Raw genomic sequence first — 23,390 nt, forward strand, 5'->3', positions numbered from 1 at the left:
GACGGGCGGGAGACAGAGAGACAGGTAAAGCAGGGAATCAGCTTGTTTTCCTGGCGAAGAGCCGCTGCAGCAGGATGAAGACCAGGAGGAGTCCGCCGATGACGATCTTCGTCCACCAGGAACTCAGGGTTCCGTCGTAGGCGATGAAGGTCTGGACGATGCCCAGCACCAGCACGCCCACGACGGAACCCAGGACGTAGCCCGTGCCGCCGGTCAGCAGCGTCCCGCCGATGACCACCGCCGCGATGGCGTCGAGTTCCATGCCCTGGGCGGCGAGGCTGTAGCCGGAGAGGCTGTAGAAGGAGAACAGGATGCCCGCGACGGCTGAGCAGAGGCCGCTCAGCGCGTAGACGAGGATCTTGGTGCTCTTCACCGGAAGGCCCATCAGCATGGCGGAGTGTTCGTTGCCGCCGATGGCATAGACCGTGCGGCCGAAGCGGGTGTGGTGCAGGATAAAGAAGGCCACGGCCACAATCGCGAGGGCCAGGATGACGCCCGGCGAGACGAAGAGGTCCCCGGGCAGGGGGATCTGTGCCTGTGCCATGCCCGTAAAGAACCCCTCGGTGACAGGGATCGAGTCAAGGCTGATGACGTAGCAGAGGCCGCGGGCCAGGAACATGCCGGCCAGTGTGACGATGAAAGGCTGGATGTCGAAGTACTGGATGATCAGCCCCATGAGCAGGCCCAGCCCGCCGCCGATCAGGAGCACGAGGACGATGACGGCACCCGCGTTCCAGCCCTGCTGGAGAAGCGTGGCGCTGACCATCATGGACAGCGCGACGACGGCTCCGACGGAAAGGTCGATGCCTCCGGTCAGGATCACGAAGGTCATGCCGACGGCGAGCACGATCAGGAACGTGTTGTCGATGAAGAGGTTCAGGAACACCTGGCCGGAGAGGAAGCTCGGGTACATTCCGGACCCCACGGCAAACATGGCGATAAAGAGTCCCACGGTCGCAAGCGTTGGCGCGTAGCGCGCACCTCCGCGCAGGCGGTTGCGCGCCGGTGACGGCTTCTTGACGGTCAGGGGCGTCAGTGTGGTCAGGGGGGACATTAGATTGCCACCTTTTCCTTTGCGGCGGGCTTGGGGGCTGCCTTGAGGCTGCTGAGCAGGTTCCTCGCCTTGGGCGCCTGCAGGAGGCAGACCGTAATAACGACGAGGGCCTTGAACACCAGGGTCACCTCCGGCGGGATCCCGAGGGTGTAGACGGTGGTGGTCAGCGTCTGGATGATGAAGGCCCCGACGACGGTTCCCACCAGCGTGTACCGTCCCCCGGCCAGCGATGTGCCGCCGATGACGACGGCGAGGATGGCGTCCATTTCGATGTAGAGCCCGGCGTTGTTGGCATCGGCTGCCGTGACGTTGGAACTGATCATGAGGCCGGCGATGGCGGCGCAGACGGCGCTGAAGATGTAGACGATCCAGATGATGTTGCGCGAACGGAGTCCGGCGAGGCGGCTGGCGACGGGGTTGATGCCCACCGCTTCGATCAGGGTGCCCAGTGCGGTGCGCCGGGTGAGGACTGCCGCCAGGATGAAGACGGCTGCAGTGATCAGGATGGAGATCGGAAGGGTGAGCAGGTATCCGGCGCCGATCGACTTGTAGTGGTCGTTTGAGACGGAGATGATCTGACCGCCGGTGATGAGCTGGGCGATGCCGCGCCCCGCCGTCATGAGCACCAGGGTGGCAATGATGGGTTGCACGCCGATGGTCGAGACCAGGAAGCCGTTCCAGACGCCAAGGGCAAGGCCGGCGACGACGGCGATGAGAACCGCCGTCGCGGCCGTCACCGGAGAGCCGGGTTCCGGGGAAGCAGCGATGTAGGCGCACGAGGCCGCCCCGGCGATGGCCACCACAGCGCCCACCGAGAGGTCAATGCCCCGGGTGGCGATCACCAGGGTCATGCCGAGGGCGATGAGGATCGTGGGGGCGCCATTGCGCATGATGTCGATGAGGCTGCCGTACAGGTGCCCGTCCTGCATCCTGAGGCTCAGGAAGTCCGGCCGGAAGACCTGGTTCAGCAGCAGCAGTGCTGCGAGAGCGATCACCGGCCACGCAAGGCGGTGTTTCAGAAGTGATTTCACTGGGGGCCTCCGGCGATGACCGTCATGACGTCTTCCACGGAGACGTCGTCGTTGTTGATGTCGGCGACCATTGCCCGGTCCTTGATGACGGCGATGCGGTCGCTCACGCGCAGGACTTCCTCGAGCTCGGAGGAGATAAAGAGGATGGACATCCCTTCGGCCGCGAGCTGGCTGACGAGTTTCTGGATCTGGGTCTTGGCTCCGATGTCGATTCCGCGGGTGGGCTCGTCGAGGATCAGGAGTTCGGGATGGGTGACCAGCCAGCGGGCGAGAAGCACCTTCTGCTGGTTGCCGCCGCTGAGGTTCCGGATGAGTGCGTCGGGGTTGGCCGGGCGGATGTCGAGGGCTTGGATGTATTCGGCCACGAGCTCGTCCTGGACGCGGCGGGGAATGCGGCGAGCCCAGCCCTTGCTGGCCTGCATTGCCAGTACCAGGTTGTCGCGGACGGAGAGGTCTCCGATGAGGCCTTCCTCTTTGCGGTCCTCCGAGCAGAACCCGATGCGCAAATCGATGGCCGCGCGCGGGGAACGGATTTTTTGGCCTGCACCCTTGATCGCCATGGAGCCTTCGTCGGCCTTGTCGGCGCCGAAAATGAGTCTGGCGATCTCGGTTCGGCCCGCTCCCAAAAGACCCGCCAGGCCAACGACCTCGCCCGGGTAGACGGAGAGGTCCACATGTGAAACGGATCCTTTCCTGCCAAGTCCGCGGGTCTCGAGGAACGGCGTAACCCCGGAGTCCGTCCTGGCCCGTGTCCGTGCCGGCGCCTGGTCCAGCTCGGCCAGCGCTTCCATTTCCCTGCCGATCATCTTGGAGATGAGTCCCATACGGGAGAGATCGCGGGTCATGTATTCGCCCACGAGCCTTCCGTTGCGGAGCACAGTCATGCGGTCGGAGATGTCGTAGACCTGCTCGAGGAAGTGGGAGACGAACAGAATGGCCACCCCGCGGTCGCGGAGGTCGCGGATGACACGGAACAGCTGGTTGACCTCATCGGCATCGAGGCTCGAGGTTGGTTCATCCAGGATCAGGACCTTGGCGTTGATCTCCACCGACCTGGCAATGGCGATGAGCTGCTGGACCGCGATGGAATGCGAGGACAGCAGGGATCCGGGGTCAACCTGATCCAGGTGCAGCTCTGCGAGGACCTCCCGGGTCCGGGTCCGGACGCCCTTCCAGTCAATGGAGCCGCGGCGGCGCGGCTCCCGCCCCAGCAGGACGTTTTCTTCAACGGTCAGGTTGGGGCAGAGGTTCACCTCCTGGTAGACAGTGCTGATGCCGGCCGCCTGTGATGCGGCCGGCGTCGAGAACTGCTTGCGCTCGCCGAGCACCCTGACCGTGCCGGAATCAATGGTGTACACGCCCGTCAGAGCCTTGATCAGGGTGGACTTGCCCGCACCGTTCTCTCCCATGAGGGCATGCACTTCGCCGGGGAAGAGCCGGAAGTTCACTCCGTCGAGCGCCTTAACTCCTGGAAATCCAATAGCTATGTCGGTCATCTCGACGACCGGAACCGTTTCGTTCATGCTCGTATCTTTTCTGTGCTGGTGTGCCGTGCGGCGGCAAAGATCCGCCGCCGCACGGCCGTTCAGGGGGCGCCAGGACTCAGTACGGGCGGCTGGCAAGGACCTGCTTTGCCTGCTCCTGGGTGAACGTGGTTTCCTCGGTGACGACCCGTTCCGGGACGGACTCGCCGGCGATGACCTTCTTGGCCAGGTCCATGAGCTGGTCGCCGAGCATCGGGCTGCATTCGACGATGTAGTTGATCTTTCCGTTGCTCAGGGCTGTCATGCCGTCCTTGACCGCGTCAATGGTGACAATCTTGATGTCCTTGCCGGGAACTTTGCCGGCAGCCTCGATGGCCTCGATGGCGCCCAGGCCCTCGTCGTCATTGTGCGCGAAGACAACGTCGATGTCGGGGTTGTTCTTGAGGAAGGCCTCCATGACCTGCTTGCCGCCGCTGCGGGTGAAGTCACCACTCTGCGAAGCGATGATCTTCAGTTTCGGATTGGCCTTGATGGCCTCTTCGAACCCTTCCTTCCTATCGTTCGCCGGCGCAGATCCGGTGGTGCCCTGAATCTCGACGATGTTCACCGTGTCGGTGGCGGACTTGGATTCATCAACGAGCCAGGTCCCCGCCTTTTTGCCTTCTTCAACGAAGTCGGAGCCGAGGAACGTCTTGTAGAGGGTCTTGTCGGTGGAATCCACTGCCCGGTCGGTGAGGATGACGGGAATCTTCGCGGTCTTGGCTTCCTTCAGGACGGTGTCCCAGCCGGACTCCACCACCGGGGAGAAAGCGATGACGTCCACCTTCTGCTGGATGTAGGAACGGATGGCTTTGATTTGGTTCTCTTGCTTCTGCTGGGCGTCCGAGAACTTCAGGTCGATTCCGGCCTTCTTGGCGGACTCCTGTACAGACTTGGTGTTGGCGGTGCGCCAGCCGCTTTCGGCGCCCACCTGTGCGAAGCCCATGGTGATCTTGTCAGTGCCCGCGTTGCCGGCAGCACTGCCGGTTCCGCCGCAGGCCGTCAGGGTGAGCATCGAAGCGGCGGCAACCGCAATTAGGGATTTCTTAAACACAACATCCTCCCGGAAGCGTAGTTACATGCAGGCGGGAGACTCGGAACACCGCCATTGCTGCAAGTGAGCTGAAGCGCTCTGCGACTAATTGTGAACGCTAACAAAGAAAGCCGTCAAGTGGCTGGCGTCACTATTTCGCAAGCTTGGAAAGAATGCATCCCACCTCTGCCGATGCCCTTTACAACTCTGTAAACATGTTCAATACTCATTCCCGACGCGCCACCTTGTTAGCGTTAACAGCTTTTATCACCCACTCACCTGCGGCCACGCCCGAGGACGGTATTGCAGCATGCAGCCGTCGGCGGCCGCACTGCTGAGCTGCGCCGGCGGACCGGCGGACTGCTCAATGGAGAAAGGCAACCCCATCCATGCCATCAAAATCACCAAGCCGCACACAGCGGGCCTGCACCATGGCGCTTGCCGGATCACTGGCAGCAGCGGTGCTGTCACTGGCCCCGGCGCTGGGCGCCTCCGCGGAGTCCGCAACGAACCGGACCATCAACGTCAATGCCGCCGCGAGCGGTGCTTCGATCGATCCGACCATGTACGGGGCCTTTTACGAGGACATCAACCAGGGAGCCGACGGCGGCATCTACGCGGAACTGGTCCAAAACAGGTCTTTTGAATTCAACTCGGAGGACGACAGGACCTACACCCCGCTGACTGCCTGGGACATACTGAAGCGGGGCAGCGAAGGAACGGCCGCCGTCGTCAATGACAACAACCGTCTGAATGAAAACAATCGGAATTACCTGCAGATCGACGCCACCAGCGCCGGCGCGGGAAGCGGCGCCGGCGTTGGCGTCCGCAACAGCGGCTGGAACGCAGGGCAGAAACTCGAGGCGCACAAGAAATACAAGTATTCTGTCTGGGCGCGCACGTCCAACCCCGCGGGAAGCAGCCTTGCCGTAACACTGGAGACGCCGGAAGGCGGGCGCCTGGACATCGCCACGATCAAGATCAAGGGCGACCGCTGGGCCAAGTACCAGGTGACCCTCTCGCCGAAGGCCTCCACGGGAGCCGGCCGGCTTGCGACGGTGGTCCAGGGAACCGGCACGGTCCGGCTCGACATGGTCTCCCTCTTCCCGGAGGACACCTGGAACGGCAGGGAAAACGGCCTCCGCAAGGACCTCGCCGAGAAGATCGCCGACCTGAACCCCGGATTCCTGCGCTTCCCCGGCGGCTGCATCGTCAACACAGGAAGCTACGACACCTATTCGGCCCCGAACTACACCCGCGCCCGCACCTTCCAGTGGAAAGACACCATCGGGCCGGTGGAACAGCGCCCGGCCAACCGCAATTTCTGGGGCTACAACCAGACCTACGGCCTGGGCTACATGGAGTACTTCCAGTGGGCCGAGGACATGGGAGCCGTCCCGGTGCCTGTGGTGCCGGTGGGCGTGACCGGCTGCGGCGACAACAAGTCCGCCCCGGACCAGGCAACCCTTGACCGCTACATCCAGGACACGCTGGACCTGATCGAATTCGCGAACGGTGACGCCAGCACCGAGTGGGGTGCCAAGCGCACCGCCTACGGGCATCCGAAGCCCTACAACCTGGACCGCATCGGCCTGGGCAACGAGGAATACAAGCCGGAGTTCAAGCAGTACTTCACCCAGTTCTACAACGCCGTCCGCAAGGCCCATCCCGAGATCAAGATCATCGGAAACACCGGTCCGTTCAGCCAGGGCCCCGAATTCGATGACCTCTCCACATTCAACGCGGACACGGGCGTGGACCTCGTCGACGAGCACTACTACAACGATCCGGCGTGGTTCCTGAACAACAACCACCGCTACGACTCCTACGACCGCAACAGCTACAAGGTCTTCCTCGGGGAATACGCCTCCCGCGGGAACAAGCCCGCCAACGCTCTGGCCGAGGCGTCCTACATGACCGGCCTCGAACGGAACGCGGATGTCGTCAAGATGGCGTCCTACGCGCCGCTCATCGCGAACGAGGCCAACACCCAATGGAGCCCGGACATGATGTTCTTCAACGGAACGTCGGTCCGGACCACCCCCAACTACGAGGTCCAGAAGCTGTTCATGAACAATGTCGGCACCCAGGTGGTGCCGAGCACGCAGGAGAACCCGGCCTCAACCATCCCGCCAATTGCAGGCAAGATCGGACTGTCCACCTGGGCAACATCCGCCCGCTATGACGACGTGAAGGTGTCCGGAAGCGACGGCGCAACCCTGTTCAGCGACGACTTCTCGGGAACTGCTGCCGCGTGGACCGGGAACGGCACCGGGTCCTGGTCAATCCAGGACGGGGCCTACGTCCAGTCAAGCACCACGGCGCAGAACACGATGGTGACCGCCGGCGATACCAACTGGAGCAACTACACGCTCAGCACCAAGGCGACAAAGCTGGCAGGCTCCGAAGGGTTCCTCGTCTCGTTCGGCGTCAAGGACACCGGTAATTACTTCTGGTGGAACCTTGGCGGCTGGAACAATACGAAGTCTGTCGTGGAGAAAGCCGTCAACGGCGGCAAGACCAATGTCGTGGAAAAGAACACGGTGATCCAGGCCGGACGTGAATACGACATCCGGATCGAGGTCACGGGGCGCACGGCAAAGCTCTTCCTGGACAACGTCCTCTGGGGCACGGTGGACGATACCCAGGCAGATCCCGTCTACTCCGTGGTCACGAAGGATGCACAGTCGGGCGACACCATCGTCAAGGTGGTCAACACCTCGGCCGAGCGGACTCCAGTGGACATCAAGGTCACCGGTGCGGCCAGCCTGAGCCCCACGGCGGCGGTGACAACCCTCACTGAGACGGCCGACGGCCAGAACCTCACACCCTCCACCAGCACGTTCGGCGTTGCGGGGACTGCCTTCACCTACGCTTTCGAGCCCAAGTCCGTGACCTTCATCCGACTGGCCGACGCGAGCAAAGGCAAGTAGGCAGCACTCCAAAGCTACGGCTTTGACCCCAATCGCGGCCGCCGGCCGCCTTACCGAAAGTGACCCTATGCTCACTACACCCACCAAGGACCGAACCGGTCCGGCGCTGATTACGGCAGCCGCACTGGTGCTCGGCGGACTTGCGGCCGGAGCACCGGCCCAGGCCGCCATTGACGACGGCCTCGTCCTCAAATACAACCTGACCGAACAGACCGGGACGGTCGCAGAAGACAGTTCCGGCAACGGCCGCAACGGCGTCATCAGCGGTGACGCCAGCAGCCTGGGCGGCGAAGGCCTGCAGCTTGGCGGTAGCAACGCCCATGTCCGCCTTCCCAACGACGTCATGCGGGGCCTGGACTCCATCACCGTTTCCACGGACGTGAAGATCGCTCCGGACCAGGCCACCCCATACTTCATTTGGGGGATGGGCAACACGACCAACGGCACCGGCAACGGCTACCTCTTCACCACCGGCAACTCGTACCGGACCTCCATCGCGACCGGCAACTGGTCGACCGAGCAAACTACAAGCGCCGGACGGGACCTGGCACGCAGCGCCTGGAAAACCATCACCTACACACTCAGCGGCGGTACAGCCGTCCTCTACGAGGACGGCACTGAAGTAGCCCGCAAGACCGGCGTCACCGTCACCCCGGGCAGCATCGGGGGAGGAACGACGACGGCGAACTACCTCGGGCGGTCCGTCTACAGCGGCGACAAGTACCTGAAGGGGCAGGTCCGGGACTTCCGCATCTACAACCGGGCCCTCTCTGCGGCCGAAGTGCGCGAGCTCGGTTACGTCTCTCCCGAAGAGCGGGTGGCCCTCGACCTGCAGGAGTTGTCACTCGGAGACACCAGCGCCGTCACTGCCGACGTCAAGCTGCCTGTCGCGGGACCCAACGGATCGGCCTACACCTGGTCGTCGTCCAACGAAGCAGCCGTTTCCTCCAAAGGCGTCGTGACCCGCCCCGCCTACGGAACCGGAAACGCCAACGTGACGCTGACGGCTACCGCCACATCAGGCCAGGCATCAGCTTCCAAGACGTTCAGTGTGACGGTCATCGAGGACATCAGCGATGACCAGAAAGTCAGCGAGGCCTCAGCGGCCCTGCACGTGTGGGACGCCGAGGGAATCCGGGGCAATATCACCCTGCCGGCAGCCGGACTACACGGAACCACAGTGGACTGGACGTCGAGCAACGACTCCGTCATCACCGCCACCGGCGAGGTCTCGCGGCCGGCCTACGGCAGCGCACCGGTCAAGCTCAACCTGCACGCAACCGTCACCGCCGGAAAGGCAAAGGCCAAGAAGAGGTTCTTCGTGACTGTTCTTCCACTGCCCAAGGCGGAGGCCAAGGAAGGCTACGCCTTCGCCTACTTCACCGGCAACGATCTCGCGGGAGAGAACATCTTCATGGCCGCCAGCCGCGGCAACGACGCACTCAAGTGGGACGAACTGAACGGCGGAAAACCCGTCCTCAACTCCAAGCTGGGCACCAAGGGCCTGCGCGACCCGTTCATCATCCGCTCGCCGGAAGGCGACAAGTTTTACATGATCGCCACCGACCTCTCCATCGGCAGCGGAACCTCGTGGGATTCCTCCCAGCGCCAGGGCAGCCAGTACGTGGAGGTGTGGGAGTCAACGGACCTGGTGAACTGGTCCGCGCAACGCCACGTCAAGGTCTCCCCGGACACGGCCGGGAACACCTGGGCGCCGGAAGCCCACTACGACGCAAAAATCGGCGCCTACGTGGTCTACTGGGCCTCCAAGATCTACGCCGACAGCGACCCCAACCACGCCGGCGGCACGCACAACAAGATGATGTACTCCACCACCCGCGACTTCAGGACCTTCAGCGAGGCCAAGGTCTGGAACGACCCGGGTGACTCCGTCATCGACTCCACTGTCATCAAGGAAGGCGACACCTACTACCGCTTCACGAAGGACGAGGCGCGCGTCTCCGGGTGCCTCGACATCATGCAGGAGAAATCCAGGGACCTGCTTGCCGTCGACCTGCCTGAGGCCAATCCGCGCAGCTGGTCCCTGATGGCCAACTGCATCGGCAAGAAGGCCGGGACCGGCGGCGTTGAGGGGCCAACCGTCTTCAAGTCCAACACCGAAGAGAAGTACTACCTCTTCGTGGACGAGTTTGGCGGCCGGGGCTATATCCCCCTGGAAAGCACCAGCTTGGAGAACCCCAACTGGAAACTCTCGAGCAATTACGACCTCCCGCGCGCGCCGCGCCACGGCACCGTCCTGCCCGTTACAAAAGCGGAGCTGGAACGCCTCCGCAGCCAGCTGGGCTAAGGCACCGCCGGAAATCGGCTCCGGGATGGGGTTCCGCCGGCATGGCGGAGCCCCCATCCCCTTGCCGCGGCGCGGTGGTGGCCAGGAAGGCGCAACAGGCGACGGTCAAAACTGGCCTTCAGCAATGCTTGACGCGGACATATGTTAGCGTTCACAATCGAAGAGAATCTTTTACATTTTCGACACCGGGCACAGGGGCCAGCACCTCCCGGATGGAGGTTTCAGCATGCAATCCAGTGAGGACGCCGGGTTCAACCCCGGCAGTGAAAATTACGTCATCGGGGTGGACTACGGAACCCTGTCGGGCCGGGCCGTGGTGGTCCGGGTCCGCGACGGCAAGGAACTGGGCAGCGGTGTGTTTGACTATCCGCATGCGGTGGTCACCGAAGCGCTTCCGGCGGACGTGGCGGGTGTAGCAGATGGAACAGCCACCCGCCTTCCCGGGGATTGGGCGCTTCAGGTGCCGAATGACTACCGGGACGTGCTCCGGAACGCGGTGCCGGCGGCGATCGCTGACGCGGGCATCGATCCGGCTGCGGTGGTGGGCATCGCCACGGACTTCACTGCCTGCACGATGGTGCCGGTGAAGGCCGACGGCACGCCGCTGAACGAGGTGCCAGGTTTCGCCAACCGGCCCCACGCGTACGTCAAGCTGTGGCGCCACCACGCGGCGCAGGCGCAGGCGGACCGCATCAACGCCCTTGCCGCCGAGCTGGGCGAAACGTGGCTGCCGCGCTATGGCGGCCTGATCTCCTCCGAGTGGGAATTCGCCAAGGGGCTCCAGCTGCTGGAAGAGGACCCCGAGGCCTACGCGGAGATGGACCACTGGGTGGAGGCGGCCGACTGGATGGTCTGGCAGCTGTGCGGCAACTACGTCCGCAATGCCTGCACCGCCGGATACAAGGGCATCTACCAGGACGGCCGTTACCCTTCCGAGGACTTCCTGGCCGCCCTGAACCCGCGGTTCGGCAATTTTGTTAGCGCTAAACTCCAGTACACCATCGGCCGTCTGGGCGATGCTGCGGGGTACCTTACGGCCGAGGCAGCAGCCTGGACCGGGCTGCCCGAGGGGATCGCCGTCGCCGTCGGCAACGTCGACGCCCACGTGACCGCCCCTGCCGCCAACGCCGTGGAGCCCGGCCAGCTCGTGGCCATCATGGGCACCTCCACCTGCCATGTCATGAACGGGGATGTGCTGCGCGAGGTGCCCGGCATGTGCGGTGTGGTCGACGGCGGCATCGTCGATGGCCTCTGGGGATACGAAGCCGGCCAGTCCGGCGTGGGCGACATCTTTGGCTGGTTCACCAAGTATGGAGTTCCGCCCGAATACCACCAGGCCGCCGCGGCGGCCGGCCAGGGCATCCACGAATACCTGACCGACCTCGCCGCCGGCCAGGCGATCGGCGAGCATGGCCTGATCGCGCTGGACTGGCACTCGGGCAACCGCTCGGTCCTCGTGGACCATGAGCTCTCCGGAGTGGTGGTGGGCCAGACCCTCGCCACCCGCCCCGAGGACATCTACCGGGCGCTGCTGGAAGCCACGGCCTTCGGAACCCGTACCATCGTTGACGCCTTCCGCGACTCCGGCGTGCCGGTGAAGGAATTCATCGTCGCCGGCGGGCTGCTGAAAAACAAGCTGCTGATGCAGATCTACGCCGACATCACCGGTCTGCAGCTCTCCACGATCGGTTCAACCCAGGGCCCGGCCCTTGGCTCGGCGATCCACGCTGCCGTCGCGGCAGGGAAATACCCGGACATCCGTGCCGCCGCCGCGGCCATGGCCTCCGCACCCGGAGCCGTCTACACCCCGATCCCGGACAACGTCGCCGCCTACGAGGAACTCTTCCGGGAATACCGCACACTGCACGACTACTTCGGCCGCGGAACCAACGACGTCATGCACCGGCTTAAGGCGATCCAGCGCAGGGCGGCGATTCAGCGCACCGCCGGCCGCAACGCGGATGCGTCCCTGCTGTCGGAAGAGGTGCCCGCATGAGCGCCCTCCTGGAAACCATTGACCGGGTGCGCCGGGAGGTCTGCGCGCTGCATGCGGAGCTCACACGCTACGAACTGGTGGTCTGGACCGCCGGCAACGTCTCCGCCCGCGTCCCGGGCTACGACCTGATGGTCATCAAGCCCTCGGGCGTCTCCTACGATGACCTGACCCCGGACCTCATGGTGGTCACGGATCTCTACGGCACCCCGGTCAGCTCGCTCAGCGCCGACGCGGACGGTGCCGCCGCGGAATGGGAAAACCCGGCCTTGTCGCCCTCCTCGGACACGGCCGCCCACGCCTACGTGTACCGGCACATGCCTGACGTGGGCGGCGTGGTGCACACCCACTCCACGTATGCCACGGCTTGGGCGGCACGCGGCGAAGCCATCCCGTGCGTGCTCACCATGATGGGCGATGAGTTCGGCGGCACCATCCCGGTAGGCCCGTTCGCCCTGATCGGCGACGACTCGATTGGCCGCGGCATCGTCGAAACCCTGCAGGAATCCCATTCGCCGGCCGTCCTGATGCAGAACCACGGCCCCTTCACCATCGGCAAAGACGCCCGCTCCGCCGTCAAGGCAGCTGTTATGTGCGAGGAAGTGGCCCGCACCGTCCACATCTCACGGCAGTTGGGAGAGCCGCTGCCGATCGATCCGGTCCTGATCGAATCCCTCTACGACCGCTACCAGAACGTCTACGGCCGCTAAGCCCAGTAACCCGGCCGCCAGGCCCCTTCCTCTCACCCCAGACTTTCCCAGGAGAACCCATGTCCAAGGCCAACAACACCTCGCTCGAGCCCTATGAGGTCTGGTTCCTCACCGGCAGCCAGCACCTCTACGGGGAGGACGTCCTGAAGCAGGTCGCCGCCCAGTCCCAGGAGATCGCCGCCGCCCTCAACGCCTCCTCCGAGGTCCCGGTGAAGCTGGTCTGGAAGCCCGTGCTGACAGATTCCGACGCGATCCGCCGCACTGCGCTGGAAGCAAACTCCGATGATTCCGTCATCGGTGTAACGGCCTGGATGCACACCTTCAGCCCCGCCAAGATGTGGATCCAGGGCCTGGACCTGCTCCGCAAGCCGCTGCTGCACCTGCACACCCAGGCCAACGTGGAACTGCCCTGGGCGGACATCGACTTCGACTTCATGAACCTCAACCAGGCCGCCCACGGCGACCGTGAATTCGGCTACATCCAGTCCCGGCTCGGTGTTCCGCGCAAGACCGTGGTGGGACATGTGTCCAGTCCGGAAGTGGCCCGCCAGGTCGGAGTCTGGCAGCGGGCGTCCGCCGGCTGGGCCGCCGTCCGCACCCTCAAGCTGACCCGCTTCGGGGACAACATGCGCAACGTCGCCGTCACCGAAGGAGACAAGACCGAAGCGGAGCTGCGCTTCGGCGTCTCGGTCAACACCTGGTCGGTCAACGAGCTCGCCGATGCTGTGCACGGCGCCGCGGAGTCCGACGTCGACGCGCTGGTGGCGGAGTACGAGCGCCTCTACGAGGTGGTTCCCGAGCTGAAGGCAGGCGGTGCCCGCCACGAATCGCTGCGCTACAGCGCACGGATCGAGCTCGGCCTGCGCAGCTTCCTCGAAGCCAACGGTTCCGCTGCCTTCACCACGTCCTTCGAGGACCTCGGCGCACTGCGCCAGCTCCCCGGTATGGCAGTGCAGCGGCTGATGGCCGACGGCTACGGCTTCGGCGCCGAGGGCGACTGGAAGACCGCCATCCTGGTCCGCGCCGCCAAGGTCATGGGCGCCGGCCTGCCCGGCGGGGCCTCGCTCATGGAGGACTACACCTACCACCTCACTCCCGGCCAGGAGAAGATCCTCGGAGCGCACATGCTCGAGGTCTGCCCCTCCCTGACGGCCACCAAGCCGCGCGTCGAAATCCACCCGCTGGGCATCGGCGGCAAGGAAGACCCTGTCCGCATGGTGTTCGACACCGACGCCGGCCCCGGCGTCGTCGTCGCCCTCTCCGATATGCGCGACCGCTTCCGCCTCGTGGCGAACGCCGTCGACGTCGTGGACCTCGACGAACCCCTGCCAAACCTGCCCGTGGCACGCGCCCTCTGGTCACCCAAACCGGACTTCGCCACCTCCGCAGCCGCGTGGCTGACCGCGGGAGCGGCGCACCACACCGTCCTCTCCACCCAGGTCGGCATGGACGTTTTCGAAGACTTCGCCGAGATCGCCAAGACCGAGCTCCTCACCATCGACGGCGGCACCACCATCAAGCAGTTCAAGAAGGAACTCGCCTGGAACGCGGCCTACTACAAACTCGCCGGTGGGCTGTGACCGAGTACAGGATCAGTGCGGGGGAATACACCGCCACCATTACGGCCCGCGGGGCTGCCTTGCGGGAACTGCGCCACCGGGAACGGGACCTGATCGTCCCGTTTCCGGAAGGCGGACCCATTCCTGACTACCGGGGCATCATCGCGGCCCCCTGGCCCAACCGGATCGCCGACGGCAAGTACACCTTCCGCGGCGCCGACTACCGCGTGCCCGTCAACGAAGTCGAGCGGGACTGTGCCCTCCACGGCCTGGTCTTTCCGCTCGACTGGACGCTGAAGGAGCTTTCCGGGTCCGCCGTGGTCCTCGCCTGCTCCGTTGGCCCGGCTCCCGGGTATCCGTTCCTGCTCAAGGTAACCGCCTCCTACCGCTTGGACACTGACGGCCTGCACGCGGGCGTAACGGCGACCAACTTCAGCGCCGACACCGCACCGTACGGCGTGTGCCCGCACCCGTACCTGGTCGCCGGACCGGCCCCGCTGGATGAGTGGACGCTGGAGGTTCCGGCCGGCGAGTTCCTGGAGGTGACCCCGGACCGGCTGCTTCCCGTCGCGGTGCGGGCCGTGGACGGGCATGAGTTCGACTTCCGCGCGCCGCGCAGTATCGGTGCCACCAGGATCGACCACGCCTTCACCGGCATCACGTTCAGCGATGCCGGCCGCGCGCAACTCGTGGCCCGGGACCCGGGCGGGACCGGGGTGGGTATGGCGTGGGACCGGACCTGCCAGTGGCTCCAGATCCATACAGCCGACAAGCAGCCCCCGGCACCGAACAGGCTGGGGCTCGCGGTGGAACCCATGACCTGCCCTCCTGACGCCTTTAACAGCGGTGCGGACCTGATCCGGCTGGAGCCCGGCGCCACGCACGAAGCATCCTGGAGCATCTTCGCCGTGTGACGGCAACGGCACGTGGCGGCACGCAAAATGAAGACAAACCACCACTGCCTCTCAGGGGGCCGGTCGCGCGACCAGCACCACCTTGACCTCTTGAGTGTCGGCGCCCCTGCGGAATTCAACGGTCACGGTCTGCCCGGGGCTCCGGTTTCGCAGTGCTGCCAGCAGGTCCTCCGGCGAGTTGAGCTTGTCGCCGTCGAGCCTGATGAGCACGTCACCGGCGCGGATGCCGGCGTTCGCGGCAGGGCCGCCCTCCTGGACGGAGAGCGCCAGCGCCCCGAGGGTGTCCGGCAGGCCGAGCTCGCTGGCTATGGGCTGGGTGATTTCGGCCAGGCCCAGGCCGATGAATGCGTGGTCGGCCGTGCCGTCCTCGCGGAGCTGGTCCGCGACCTTCACCGCGGTGGCGGCCGGGATGGCGAAGCCAAGGGCCACCGCGCCGGACTGGGGCGGGATGTACGCCTCGCTGATGCCGATCACCTCGCCGCGGCTGTTCACGACGGCGCCGCCGGAGTTACCGGGGCTGATCGCCGCATCCGTCTGGATCAGATCAACGAGGGACTGGCTGCTTGAAGCCGATCCAGGGATCTCCCGGTGGAGGCCCGAGATGATGCCCGCCGTCGCGGTGTTTGCGAATCCCAGCGGTGAGCCGATGACGACGGCCAGTTCTCCGATCCGCGGCAGGGCGGGCTGGAACTTGGCCGCCGGCAGGCCGGTCCGCTGTGCCTCCACGAGCGCCAGGTCCGCGATCGGGTCGGTGGCCCGCACCGTTCCTGCCACCCGCTGGCCATCGGCAAAGCCCACTTCGACGTCGCGGCTGCCGCGCACCACATGCTCGTTCGTCAGGATCAGTCCGTCCTCTGAATACACGACCCCGCTTCCCAATCCGCCGCGGCCCGTGAAGATTGTCACCACGGACGGCTGGACGTTGCTGACGATCGCTGGGATGTCCGCAGCTCCTAACGGAATTCCCTGACCGGGCTGTTGCTGCCCCTGGCCCGGTGTCTGGCCGGCAGTTGCACGGCCGCCGGCCGTGCTGCCCGGAGAGGGTGAGGCAACCGACGCCTCCGGGCTCTGCCCCGGACTCTGCCCCGTGCAGCCGGAGGCGATGGCGGCGAGAACTGCGGCCCCAATCAGGACCCTGAGGGTACGGGACCTTGGGCCGGATGCTGAGTGCCGGGAAAACATCGACGTTCCTCCTTGCAGGCGTGGGTGGAAGCTGATTAAACGCTAGTCCCGGGCCGGCAGCCGCGGCCAGAGCCGATTCGTCGCTATGCGCGCCGACCCCCCGGACGGTGCGGAATAGACGGTGCGGAAAACCAGTGCCACGCGCGCCTAACTCGCTTGCGCCGCCCTCATATCGGCGGTCTGCACGGGGACTTTTTCAGCGTCCGCTTCGACGTTCAGCCCGTAGAGTGCTTCCAGTGCAGCGATGTAGTCGGCCTGCCGGCCGGATGCCGCGAGTTCCCGTGCCCGGGCAGTGGGCACATGCATGAGTTGCCGGACTACCCGCCGCAAGGCGAACTCCACGGCCTCGGCGGTGGCGGTGCAGCCATGCTGGTTCTTGACCCGCGCCACCTCGCTGACCAGAACCCGCTGCATGTGTCCGCGCAGGGCCACAATCGCGGGGTCCACGAGGCGGGCCTGCTGGTCTTCCTCGAACCGCATCGCCGCCTCCCGGACCAGGTCGGCGGCCTCCTGGACAACGGCAGAGTGCTCAGGCGGCGAGGCGAGCCGCACATCGTCCAGCGTGATGAGTTCAATGCCCGGCAGGTCACCGGTCTCCGGCTCGAAGTCGCGGCCCAGGGCAAGATCGACGACGATGAGGCGTTCCTGCGCGGCCCGCCGGTAGCGCATGAAATCGTCAGCTCCGAGCCGGGTTCCGCGGCCGCTGCAGCCGATCACGACATCGGCGCCGCGGACCGCCGCCGGCAGCTCGGAGCGCCTCAGCGCAGCAGCGCCCCGGGCCGCGGCGAAGGGCTCGGCGCGTCCGGACCATGAAAAGACGGAGACGTTGTCACACTGCCCGGCTGCAAGGAGTGCCAGGGTGGATCCGGCATAGGCGCCAGTGCCGATGACAACCACCGACAACCCGGCCACCCCTAAGCGCCCAAGCTTCGCCGCGGCCAGGTCCAGGGCAACGGAGACCATCGAGCGCCCGGCGTCGCCCAGTGCGGTCAAGGATCCGACGTCGCGTGCGGCGCGTGATGCCGCCTGGAACAGGCGGATCAGTGCGCCGCTGGCCGCCCCCGTTTCCTGCGCCGCTGCCAGGGCCCGCCGGAGCTGGCCCGCGATTTCCCGTTCGCCGACCACCGCCGAATCCAGCCCGGCGCCTACGGCAAAGAGGTGCGCCGGCACTGCCTGGCCAGCCAAAAAGTCCAGGGACCCGCCGAGCTCATCGTCGGGGACACCGGAGCAGTCGCTGATCATCGACAGCACGCGGCTCCGGGCAACGGACGGCTCGGCGCCGGCCTCGATCTCGAAGTAGACCTCGAAGCGGTTGCATGTCGACAGCACCACAGACCCGTATATGCCGGGGGAAGCGGCCAGGGCCGCTGACGTGATCCGGCGCGGGCCCGAACCCAGCCGCGCAAGGAACTCCAGTCCGGCTCCGTGGTGGGCGGCGACCAGGGCGAACAGCTGGCCGCCCGGGGCCGACCCGTCGGCGTGCGCCTCCGCTCCCGCCCGCTTCTCAAGACCTTCTGGCACTGCATCCCCCTGTTCCTTGGCTTCCTCCCGGAACGTCCTCCGCTACGTGGAGTCCCCGGCCCCCCTGTGGCCAGGCGCCGTTGCCTGGCCACAGAGCCTGGCCCTGGAAACAGCGTGGGCTCACCACCTTGGGAAATTCCTGCGGGCGGGGCGGTGCGTGCCGCTTTCTGCAACGATGTATCCAGATGTAGCCGCGAGAAGGAGCCTTGGATGGCCGTGACGATGAATGACGTTGCCCGTATGGCAGGGGTGTCCCTGAAAACCGTGTCCAACGTCCTCAACGACTATGAGTTCATCAGGCCGGCCACGAAACAGAAGGTGCTGGATGCCATTGACGAACTCGGCTACGAGGCCAATCTGACGGCCCGCAGCCTCCGTTCCGGCAAGTCACGGATGCTCGGTCTGGTCCTGTCCGACCTCTCGGCCCCCTACTACGCGGAGCTGGCCTCGCGCCTCATGTCCGTTGCCTCCGCGCGCGGTTACCGCGTCCTCGTGGAGCAGTCCGCGGCCCTCGAGGAGAACGAGCTCAGCGCACTGCAGGGGCCCTTCCGCCAGTTGACCGACGGGCTGCTGTTCACGCCACTGAGGCTGGACCCGGACACCGTGGCGGGCCGGCGCGGAAGCAAGCCGCTCGTGATGCTGGGCGAGCATATCCAGGACGCGCGGTTCGATACCGTCACGATGAAGAACGTCCGGGCGGCGCAGGCAATGACTGCCCACCTGCTGGCAGGAGGGAGGCGTCGAATAGCAGTGATCGGGGCATCGGCAGAGGACAGCACCGGAAGCCCAGGGCTGCGGCTGACCGGCTATCGGCGGGCGCTCGACGACGCCGGCGTGGGGTTCGAACCGGCACTCATCGTGCCGTCTGAGTGGCGCCGGGACGCTGGGGCATCCGCGGTGGAGGCGCTGGTGGCCAGCGCAGTGCCGTTCGACGCCGTCTTCGGATTGAACGACGCCCTCGCCTTGGGGGCAATGCATGAACTCCTCATCCGCGGAGTCAAGGTTCCGCAGGACGTTGCCGTGGCCGGCTTCGACGATATCGATGAGGCCCGCTTTGCCTCCCCTTCGCTGACCACCGTGTCGCCGGGCATGCAGGAAATTGCCGAGCGCTCTGTTGCGCTCCTGATCGACCGGATCGAAGGCACGGAGAAATCCGACGACGGCGTGCACGTCGAAGCGGGATTCGACCTGAAGATCCGAGCCTCGGCACCGTAGTGGACGTCCAATGAGTTATTCCGGCATTGTCGTGGGTACGTGAAACCTGTGGCTTCGGTCTGCCGGGACAACGGAAAGGATCCGCAATGATCGCCTTGCTGGTCATCGATATGCAGAACGCCTACTTCGAGGATCCTGCGCTGGCTCTGCGGCAGGACACCCTGGTCCGGGCCTGCAACCGCCTCATCGCCGAATCGGCCGCAAGCGGCGCCAAGGTTCTGCTGGTGGGAACCGAACACGAGCGGGACAAGTCCACCTGGTCACTGAACATGCTGGATGACGACCAAGGGTTCATCTTCCGCGGTTCCGACCAGGCCGACTTCGTGCCCGGGCTGCAGACCGATGGGCTGCCCCGCCTGATCAAGACTCGTGACAGCGCCTTCACCGGGACCGACCTGCTGTCGCGGCTGCGGAACTGGGAGGTCGGGGAGATAGTGCTGGCCGGCGTCGCCACCCACAACTGCATTGCCCAGACGGCGGCCGACGCCTTCGCGCACAACGTCCGCGTCGTCTACGCCGAGGAAGCCATGGCATCCGGGGACGAGCGGGCCGCGGCGGACATGCTGCGCATTCTGTCCGATGAATATCGGCAGCCGGTGCTGTCCACGGACGCCATCGCAAAACGCCTGAAGGGCATGTAGCCAGGAAATCTTGCCGAAACGTCCGCGGATTACGCTGGTCACACACCGCCGCGCGGGTGCTGCGGCACACTGCGGTGGTGTCCGTCGTAGAAGGGATCCCGAATGCATCTGATGCCCCGCGAGCAGGAAAAGCTCATGATTGTGGTTGCAGCCGACCTCGCGCGCCGCCGGCAAGCGCGCGGGCTCAAGCTGAACTTTCCGGAGGCTGTGGCCATCATCAGCTACGAACTGATCGAAGGGGCACGGGACGGGCGGACGGTTGCCGAGCTCATGAGCTACGGCACCACGCTCCTCAGCCGCGACGACGTCATGGAAGGCGTTCCCGAGATGGTCCACGATGTCCAGATCGAGGCGACCTTCCCCGACGGCACCAAGCTCGTCACCGTCCACGATCCCATCCGATAGGGAGGCGCCATGATTCCGGGAGAGTATGTCCTGCGGAACGAACCACTGACGGTCAATGCGGGACGCGAGGCGATCGACGTCGTCGTCGTTAATACCGGTGACCGCCCCGTTCAGGTGGGTTCGCACTACCATTTCGCCGAGGCGAACAGCGCGCTGAAGTTCGACCGCCAGGCCGCCTACGGCCGCCGGCTCGACATCCCCGCGGGCACCGCTGCCCGGTTTGAGCCCGGCGACGGCAGGACAGTGCGGCTCATCGAGCTCGCGGGCAGCCGTGAGGTGTTCGGGCTGAGCAACGGGGTCAACGGAAGTCTCGGGACTGCACGGTCCGGACAGGAAAACGCAGGGGGAGCGCAGTGAGTTTCGAGCTATCCCGCAAGCAGTACGCGGACCTGTACGGCCCGACGACGGGCGACGCCATCCGCCTGGCGGACACCGAGCTGTTCCTCGAGATCGAGAAGGATCTCACCGCGTACGGCGAGGAGGTCGTCTTTGGCGGCGGCAAGGTGATCCGCGACGGCATGGGCCAGAACGGCCAGGCCACCAGGGACGAAAACGTTCCGGACACCGTGATCACCAACGCCGTCATCCTTGACTACACCGGCATCTACAAGGCGGACGTCGCGATCAGGGACGGCCACATCTTCAAGATCGGCAAGGCCGGCAACCCGCAGATCACCGACGGAGTGGATATCGTGATCGGGGCCAGCACCGAAATCATCGCCGGGGAACGGAAAATTCTCACCGCCGGCGGAGTGGACACCCACATCCACTTCATCTCCCCGGACCAGGTGCCTACCGCCCTCGCCAGTGGTGTGACCACCATGGTGGGCGGCGGGACCGGGCCGGCAGAGGGCACCAAGGCGACTACCGTGACCCCCGGCAAGTGGCACATCCAGCGGATGCTGCAGGCCGCCGAGGGGATGCCCATCAATATCGGCCTGTTCGGCAAGGGCCACGCGTCTGCCGTCGAACCGCTGGCCGAGCAGATCCGGGCCGGCGCCATCGGGCTCAAGGTCCACGAGGACTGGGGTTCCACCACCTCCTCCATCGACAACTCGCTGAAGGTCGCGGACGAATACGACGTCCAGGTGGCCATCCACACCGACACCCTCAACGAGTGCGGCTTCGTGGAGGACACCATCCGGGCCATCGATGGCCGGGTGATCCACACCTTCCACACCGAAGGCGCAGGGGGCGGGCACGCACCGGACATCATCAGGATCGCCGGGCTGCCCAACGTCCTGCCTGCCTCCACCAACCCGACACTGCCGTACACGCGGAACACCATCGAAGAGCACTTGGACATGCTCATGGTGTGCCACCACCTCAACCCGGACATCCCGGAGGACGTGGCCTTCGCGGACTCGCGCATCCGTGCCGAGACCATCGCCGCCGAGGACGTCCTGCAGGACCTGGGCATCTTCGCCATCACCTCCTCCGACTCGCAGGCCATGGGCCGTGTGGGCGAGGTGATCACCCGCACCTGGCAGGTGGCGGACAAGATGAAGAAACAGCGGGGCGTGCTTGCTGACCCCCGGAGGGACAACACAGGGGAGAGCGCAGCCGGCACACACGGTTCTGCTGCCGGTCTGGGACCGGAGAGCGACAACTTCCGGATCAAGCGCTACGTGGCGAAATACACCATCAACGCCGCCATCGCGCAGGGCATGGCCGACTCCATCGGGTCGGTGGAGGAGGGAAAGTTCGCCGACCTGGTGCTCTGGGACCCTGCGTTCTTCGGGGTGAAGCCGGAGCTCGTGCTCAAGGGCGGGCAGATCGCCTACGCGCTGATGGGCGACGCCAACGCCTCCATCCCCACCCCGCAGCCGCGCACCATGCGCCCGATGTTCGCGGCGTTCGGCAAGGCGGTGCAGCAGTCCTCCATTACCTTCCTGTCCCAGGCCGCCATCGACGCCGGAGTGCCGGATGAGCTCGGGCTGCAGAAGGTCATTCGGCCGGTGTCGGGGATCCGCTCGCTGACCAAGGCCGACCTCAAGTACAACGACGCGACGCCGGACATCCAGGTGGACCCGGAAACGTACAAGGTGACCGTGGACGGCGAGGACGTCACCTGCGAACCGGCGGACGTGCTGCCCATGGCACAGCGCTACTTCCTCTTCTAAGTTCCCGACCCCCCGGAGCCCATGTGATCATCGAGAAAATCCTCGGCAACCTGCACGACCTTCCCGACGCGGAGGCCACCGCCTTTGCCGGGCTGCACCAGGAAAAAGTGGTGCTGCCCAGCGCCCAGCTGGTCAAACGCATCCAGCGCGTCACCACCGACCACGGCAAGGACATCGGCATCCGGCTGCCGTCCGGTTCCGGGGACCTCCGCGACGGCGACATCCTGCACGTCGCGGAAACCAACATGATCGTGGTGTCCGTGCTGCCCACCGACGTCCTGGTGGTGGCGCCCCGGACCATCCACGAAATGGGTGTGGTGGCGCATTCACTCGGCAACCGGCACCTGCAGGCCCAGTTCTTCGACGCCGCCTCGGAGTACGGGGCCGACGTCATGGTGTGCCAGTACGACCACACCGTGGAGGACTACCTTAAACACGTTGGAGTGCCCTACGACCGCCAGGAACGCGTGATGCCCGTCCCCTTCCGCCATGCTGAACACAGTCACTGAGGCCGAGTCCGGTGGTCGAGCCTGTCGAGACCTGATTTCGACAGGCTCAATCAGCGGTGGCTCCTACCAGCTCGCCTTGCAGCAGCTCACGGACTCGGCTCTTCCTACCGGGGCGTTTGCTCATTCGCTGGGGTTTGAGACCTACATTGAGCGCGGGTTGGTGCGGGATGAGGGGTCGTTTGGGGTTTGGCTTTCCGCGTTTGTGGGGCAGCAGCCTTCTTATTCTGATGGGCTGGCCATCCGGTTCCTTTATGAGGGCGTTCCTGTTGCCGAGCTGGATTCGCTGCTGACTGCTTCGCTTTTGCCGCGGCAGCTGCGGGAGGCCAGTATGAAGATGGGTGGGCGGCTGCTGGAAATCGGCTCGGAGGTTTTCCCTTCCCCCGAACTGGCGGAATACCGGGAGCTGGTGACCACCGGCCGCGCCGCCGGCCACCAGCCGCTGGCGTTCGCCGTCGTCGCCCGTTCCCTGGGCGTCCCGCTGCCGGAAGCGCTCGCCGCGTACCTCTTCGCGGCGGTCACCTCACTGACCCAGAACGCGGTCCGCGCCATCCCGCTGGGACAGAACGCCGGCCAGCGGCTGCTGCGGAAAGCGGCCGACGGCGTCGCTGCCGCCGCCGAACGGATCGGCCGCCTTGCGCCGGACGACTTCGGGGCCGTCAGCCCCGGACTGGAAATTTCGCAGATGCGGCACGAGCGTCAACGTGCCCGCATGTTCATGAGCTAGCAGGAGGACAGA

General features: G+C 65.5%; 19 protein-coding genes. 13 read left to right on the forward strand and 6 right to left on the reverse strand.

Annotated features, from left to right (window positions below):
* Positions 1-37: 37 nt before the first annotated feature.
* The 4 genes from yjfF to AC3A3W_RS18900 form a co-directional block, all read right to left on the reverse strand.
* On the reverse strand, positions 38-1,054 hold the full coding sequence (yjfF, locus tag AC3A3W_RS18885) for a galactofuranose ABC transporter, permease protein YjfF (RefSeq protein ID WP_487444557.1): 1,017 nt from the start codon (positions 1,052-1,054) through the stop codon (positions 38-40).
* Positions 1,054-2,085 carry an ABC transporter permease gene (locus tag AC3A3W_RS18890; RefSeq protein ID WP_487444559.1) on the reverse strand — a complete coding sequence of 344 codons (1,032 nt, stop codon included), beginning with the start codon at positions 2,083-2,085 and terminating at the stop codon, positions 1,054-1,056. The genes yjfF and AC3A3W_RS18890 overlap by 1 nt, the downstream gene beginning before the upstream one ends.
* Positions 2,082-3,608, reverse strand: coding sequence for a sugar ABC transporter ATP-binding protein (locus AC3A3W_RS18895; RefSeq protein ID WP_487444561.1), 1,527 nt, complete (start codon positions 3,606-3,608; stop codon positions 2,082-2,084). The genes AC3A3W_RS18890 and AC3A3W_RS18895 overlap by 4 nt, the downstream gene beginning before the upstream one ends.
* Before the next feature lie 79 nt (positions 3,609-3,687).
* The gene (locus AC3A3W_RS18900) at positions 3,688-4,662 is read right to left on the reverse strand and encodes an ABC transporter substrate-binding protein (RefSeq protein ID WP_307869477.1); all 975 of its coding nucleotides are present in this window, start codon (positions 4,660-4,662) and stop codon (positions 3,688-3,690) included.
* Between the two features lie 368 nt (positions 4,663-5,030).
* Between AC3A3W_RS18900 and AC3A3W_RS18905 the strand changes: the two genes are divergently transcribed.
* The 6 genes from AC3A3W_RS18905 to AC3A3W_RS18930 all read left to right on the forward strand — a co-directional run bounded on the left by AC3A3W_RS18905 (position 5,031) and on the right by AC3A3W_RS18930 (position 15,058).
* Entirely contained in the window at positions 5,031-7,574 is a 2,544-nt protein-coding gene (locus tag AC3A3W_RS18905; RefSeq protein WP_487444562.1) for an alpha-L-arabinofuranosidase C-terminal domain-containing protein, read from the forward strand.
* 67 nt (positions 7,575-7,641) lie between these two features.
* Positions 7,642-9,882, forward strand: a complete 2,241-nt coding sequence (locus tag AC3A3W_RS18910; RefSeq protein WP_487444564.1) for an immunoglobulin-like domain-containing protein — start codon at positions 7,642-7,644, stop codon at positions 9,880-9,882.
* Positions 9,883-10,108: 226 nt separating this feature from the next.
* Entirely contained in the window at positions 10,109-11,878 is a 1,770-nt protein-coding gene (gene araB / locus AC3A3W_RS18915; RefSeq protein WP_487444566.1) for a ribulokinase, read from the forward strand.
* The gene (locus AC3A3W_RS18920; RefSeq protein WP_487444568.1) at positions 11,875-12,585 is read left to right on the forward strand and encodes an L-ribulose-5-phosphate 4-epimerase; all 711 of its coding nucleotides are present in this window, start codon (positions 11,875-11,877) and stop codon (positions 12,583-12,585) included. The genes araB and AC3A3W_RS18920 overlap by 4 nt, the downstream gene beginning before the upstream one ends.
* 59 nt (positions 12,586-12,644) lie before the next feature.
* Entirely contained in the window at positions 12,645-14,165 is a 1,521-nt protein-coding gene (araA, locus tag AC3A3W_RS18925) for an L-arabinose isomerase (RefSeq protein ID WP_487444570.1), read from the forward strand.
* Positions 14,162-15,058, forward strand: a complete 897-nt coding sequence (locus AC3A3W_RS18930; protein ID WP_487444572.1) for an aldose 1-epimerase family protein — start codon at positions 14,162-14,164, stop codon at positions 15,056-15,058. Before araA ends, AC3A3W_RS18930 begins: the two co-directional genes overlap by 4 nt.
* Before the next feature lie 51 nt (positions 15,059-15,109).
* Here the strand turns inward: AC3A3W_RS18930 and AC3A3W_RS18935 are convergent, their stop codons facing one another.
* The gene (locus AC3A3W_RS18935; protein WP_487444573.1) at positions 15,110-16,240 is read right to left on the reverse strand and encodes a S1C family serine protease; all 1,131 of its coding nucleotides are present in this window, start codon (positions 16,238-16,240) and stop codon (positions 15,110-15,112) included.
* Positions 16,241-16,387: 147 nt separating this feature from the next.
* Positions 16,388-17,692 (reverse strand): glutamyl-tRNA reductase, encoded by a 1,305-nt coding sequence (locus AC3A3W_RS18940; protein WP_487444620.1) that lies wholly within the window; start codon positions 17,690-17,692, stop codon positions 16,388-16,390.
* A gap of 279 nt (positions 17,693-17,971) precedes the next feature.
* Here AC3A3W_RS18940 and AC3A3W_RS18945 point away from each other — a divergent pair, with 279 nt between their 5' ends.
* The 7 genes from AC3A3W_RS18945 (at position 17,972) to AC3A3W_RS18975 (ending at position 23,378) form a co-directional block, all read left to right on the forward strand.
* Complete coding sequence (locus AC3A3W_RS18945) at positions 17,972-18,976, forward strand: LacI family DNA-binding transcriptional regulator (RefSeq protein ID WP_487444574.1); 1,005 nt, start codon at positions 17,972-17,974, stop codon at positions 18,974-18,976.
* A gap of 86 nt (positions 18,977-19,062) precedes the next feature.
* Positions 19,063-19,617, forward strand: coding sequence for a cysteine hydrolase family protein (locus AC3A3W_RS18950; protein ID WP_487444576.1), 555 nt, complete (start codon positions 19,063-19,065; stop codon positions 19,615-19,617).
* A gap of 102 nt (positions 19,618-19,719) precedes the next feature.
* The gene (locus AC3A3W_RS18955; RefSeq protein WP_487444577.1) at positions 19,720-20,022 is read left to right on the forward strand and encodes an urease subunit gamma; all 303 of its coding nucleotides are present in this window, start codon (positions 19,720-19,722) and stop codon (positions 20,020-20,022) included.
* Between the two features lie 9 nt (positions 20,023-20,031).
* Complete coding sequence (locus AC3A3W_RS18960) at positions 20,032-20,379, forward strand: urease subunit beta (protein WP_487444579.1); 348 nt, start codon at positions 20,032-20,034, stop codon at positions 20,377-20,379.
* Positions 20,376-22,145 carry an urease subunit alpha gene (gene ureC / locus AC3A3W_RS18965; protein WP_487444580.1) on the forward strand — a complete coding sequence of 590 codons (1,770 nt, stop codon included), beginning with the start codon at positions 20,376-20,378 and terminating at the stop codon, positions 22,143-22,145. Before AC3A3W_RS18960 ends, ureC begins: the two co-directional genes overlap by 4 nt.
* Positions 22,146-22,168: 23 nt before the next feature.
* Positions 22,169-22,654: an urease accessory protein UreE gene (ureE, locus tag AC3A3W_RS18970; protein WP_487444582.1), complete on the forward strand. Its 486-nt coding sequence runs from the start codon at positions 22,169-22,171 to the stop codon at positions 22,652-22,654.
* Positions 22,635-23,378, forward strand: a complete 744-nt coding sequence (locus AC3A3W_RS18975) for an urease accessory protein UreF (protein WP_487444583.1) — start codon at positions 22,635-22,637, stop codon at positions 23,376-23,378. The genes ureE and AC3A3W_RS18975 overlap by 20 nt, the downstream gene beginning before the upstream one ends.
* The last annotated feature ends 12 nt before the right edge of the window (positions 23,379-23,390 follow it).

The organism is Arthrobacter sp. Soil_N43 (genome assembly GCF_057655195.1).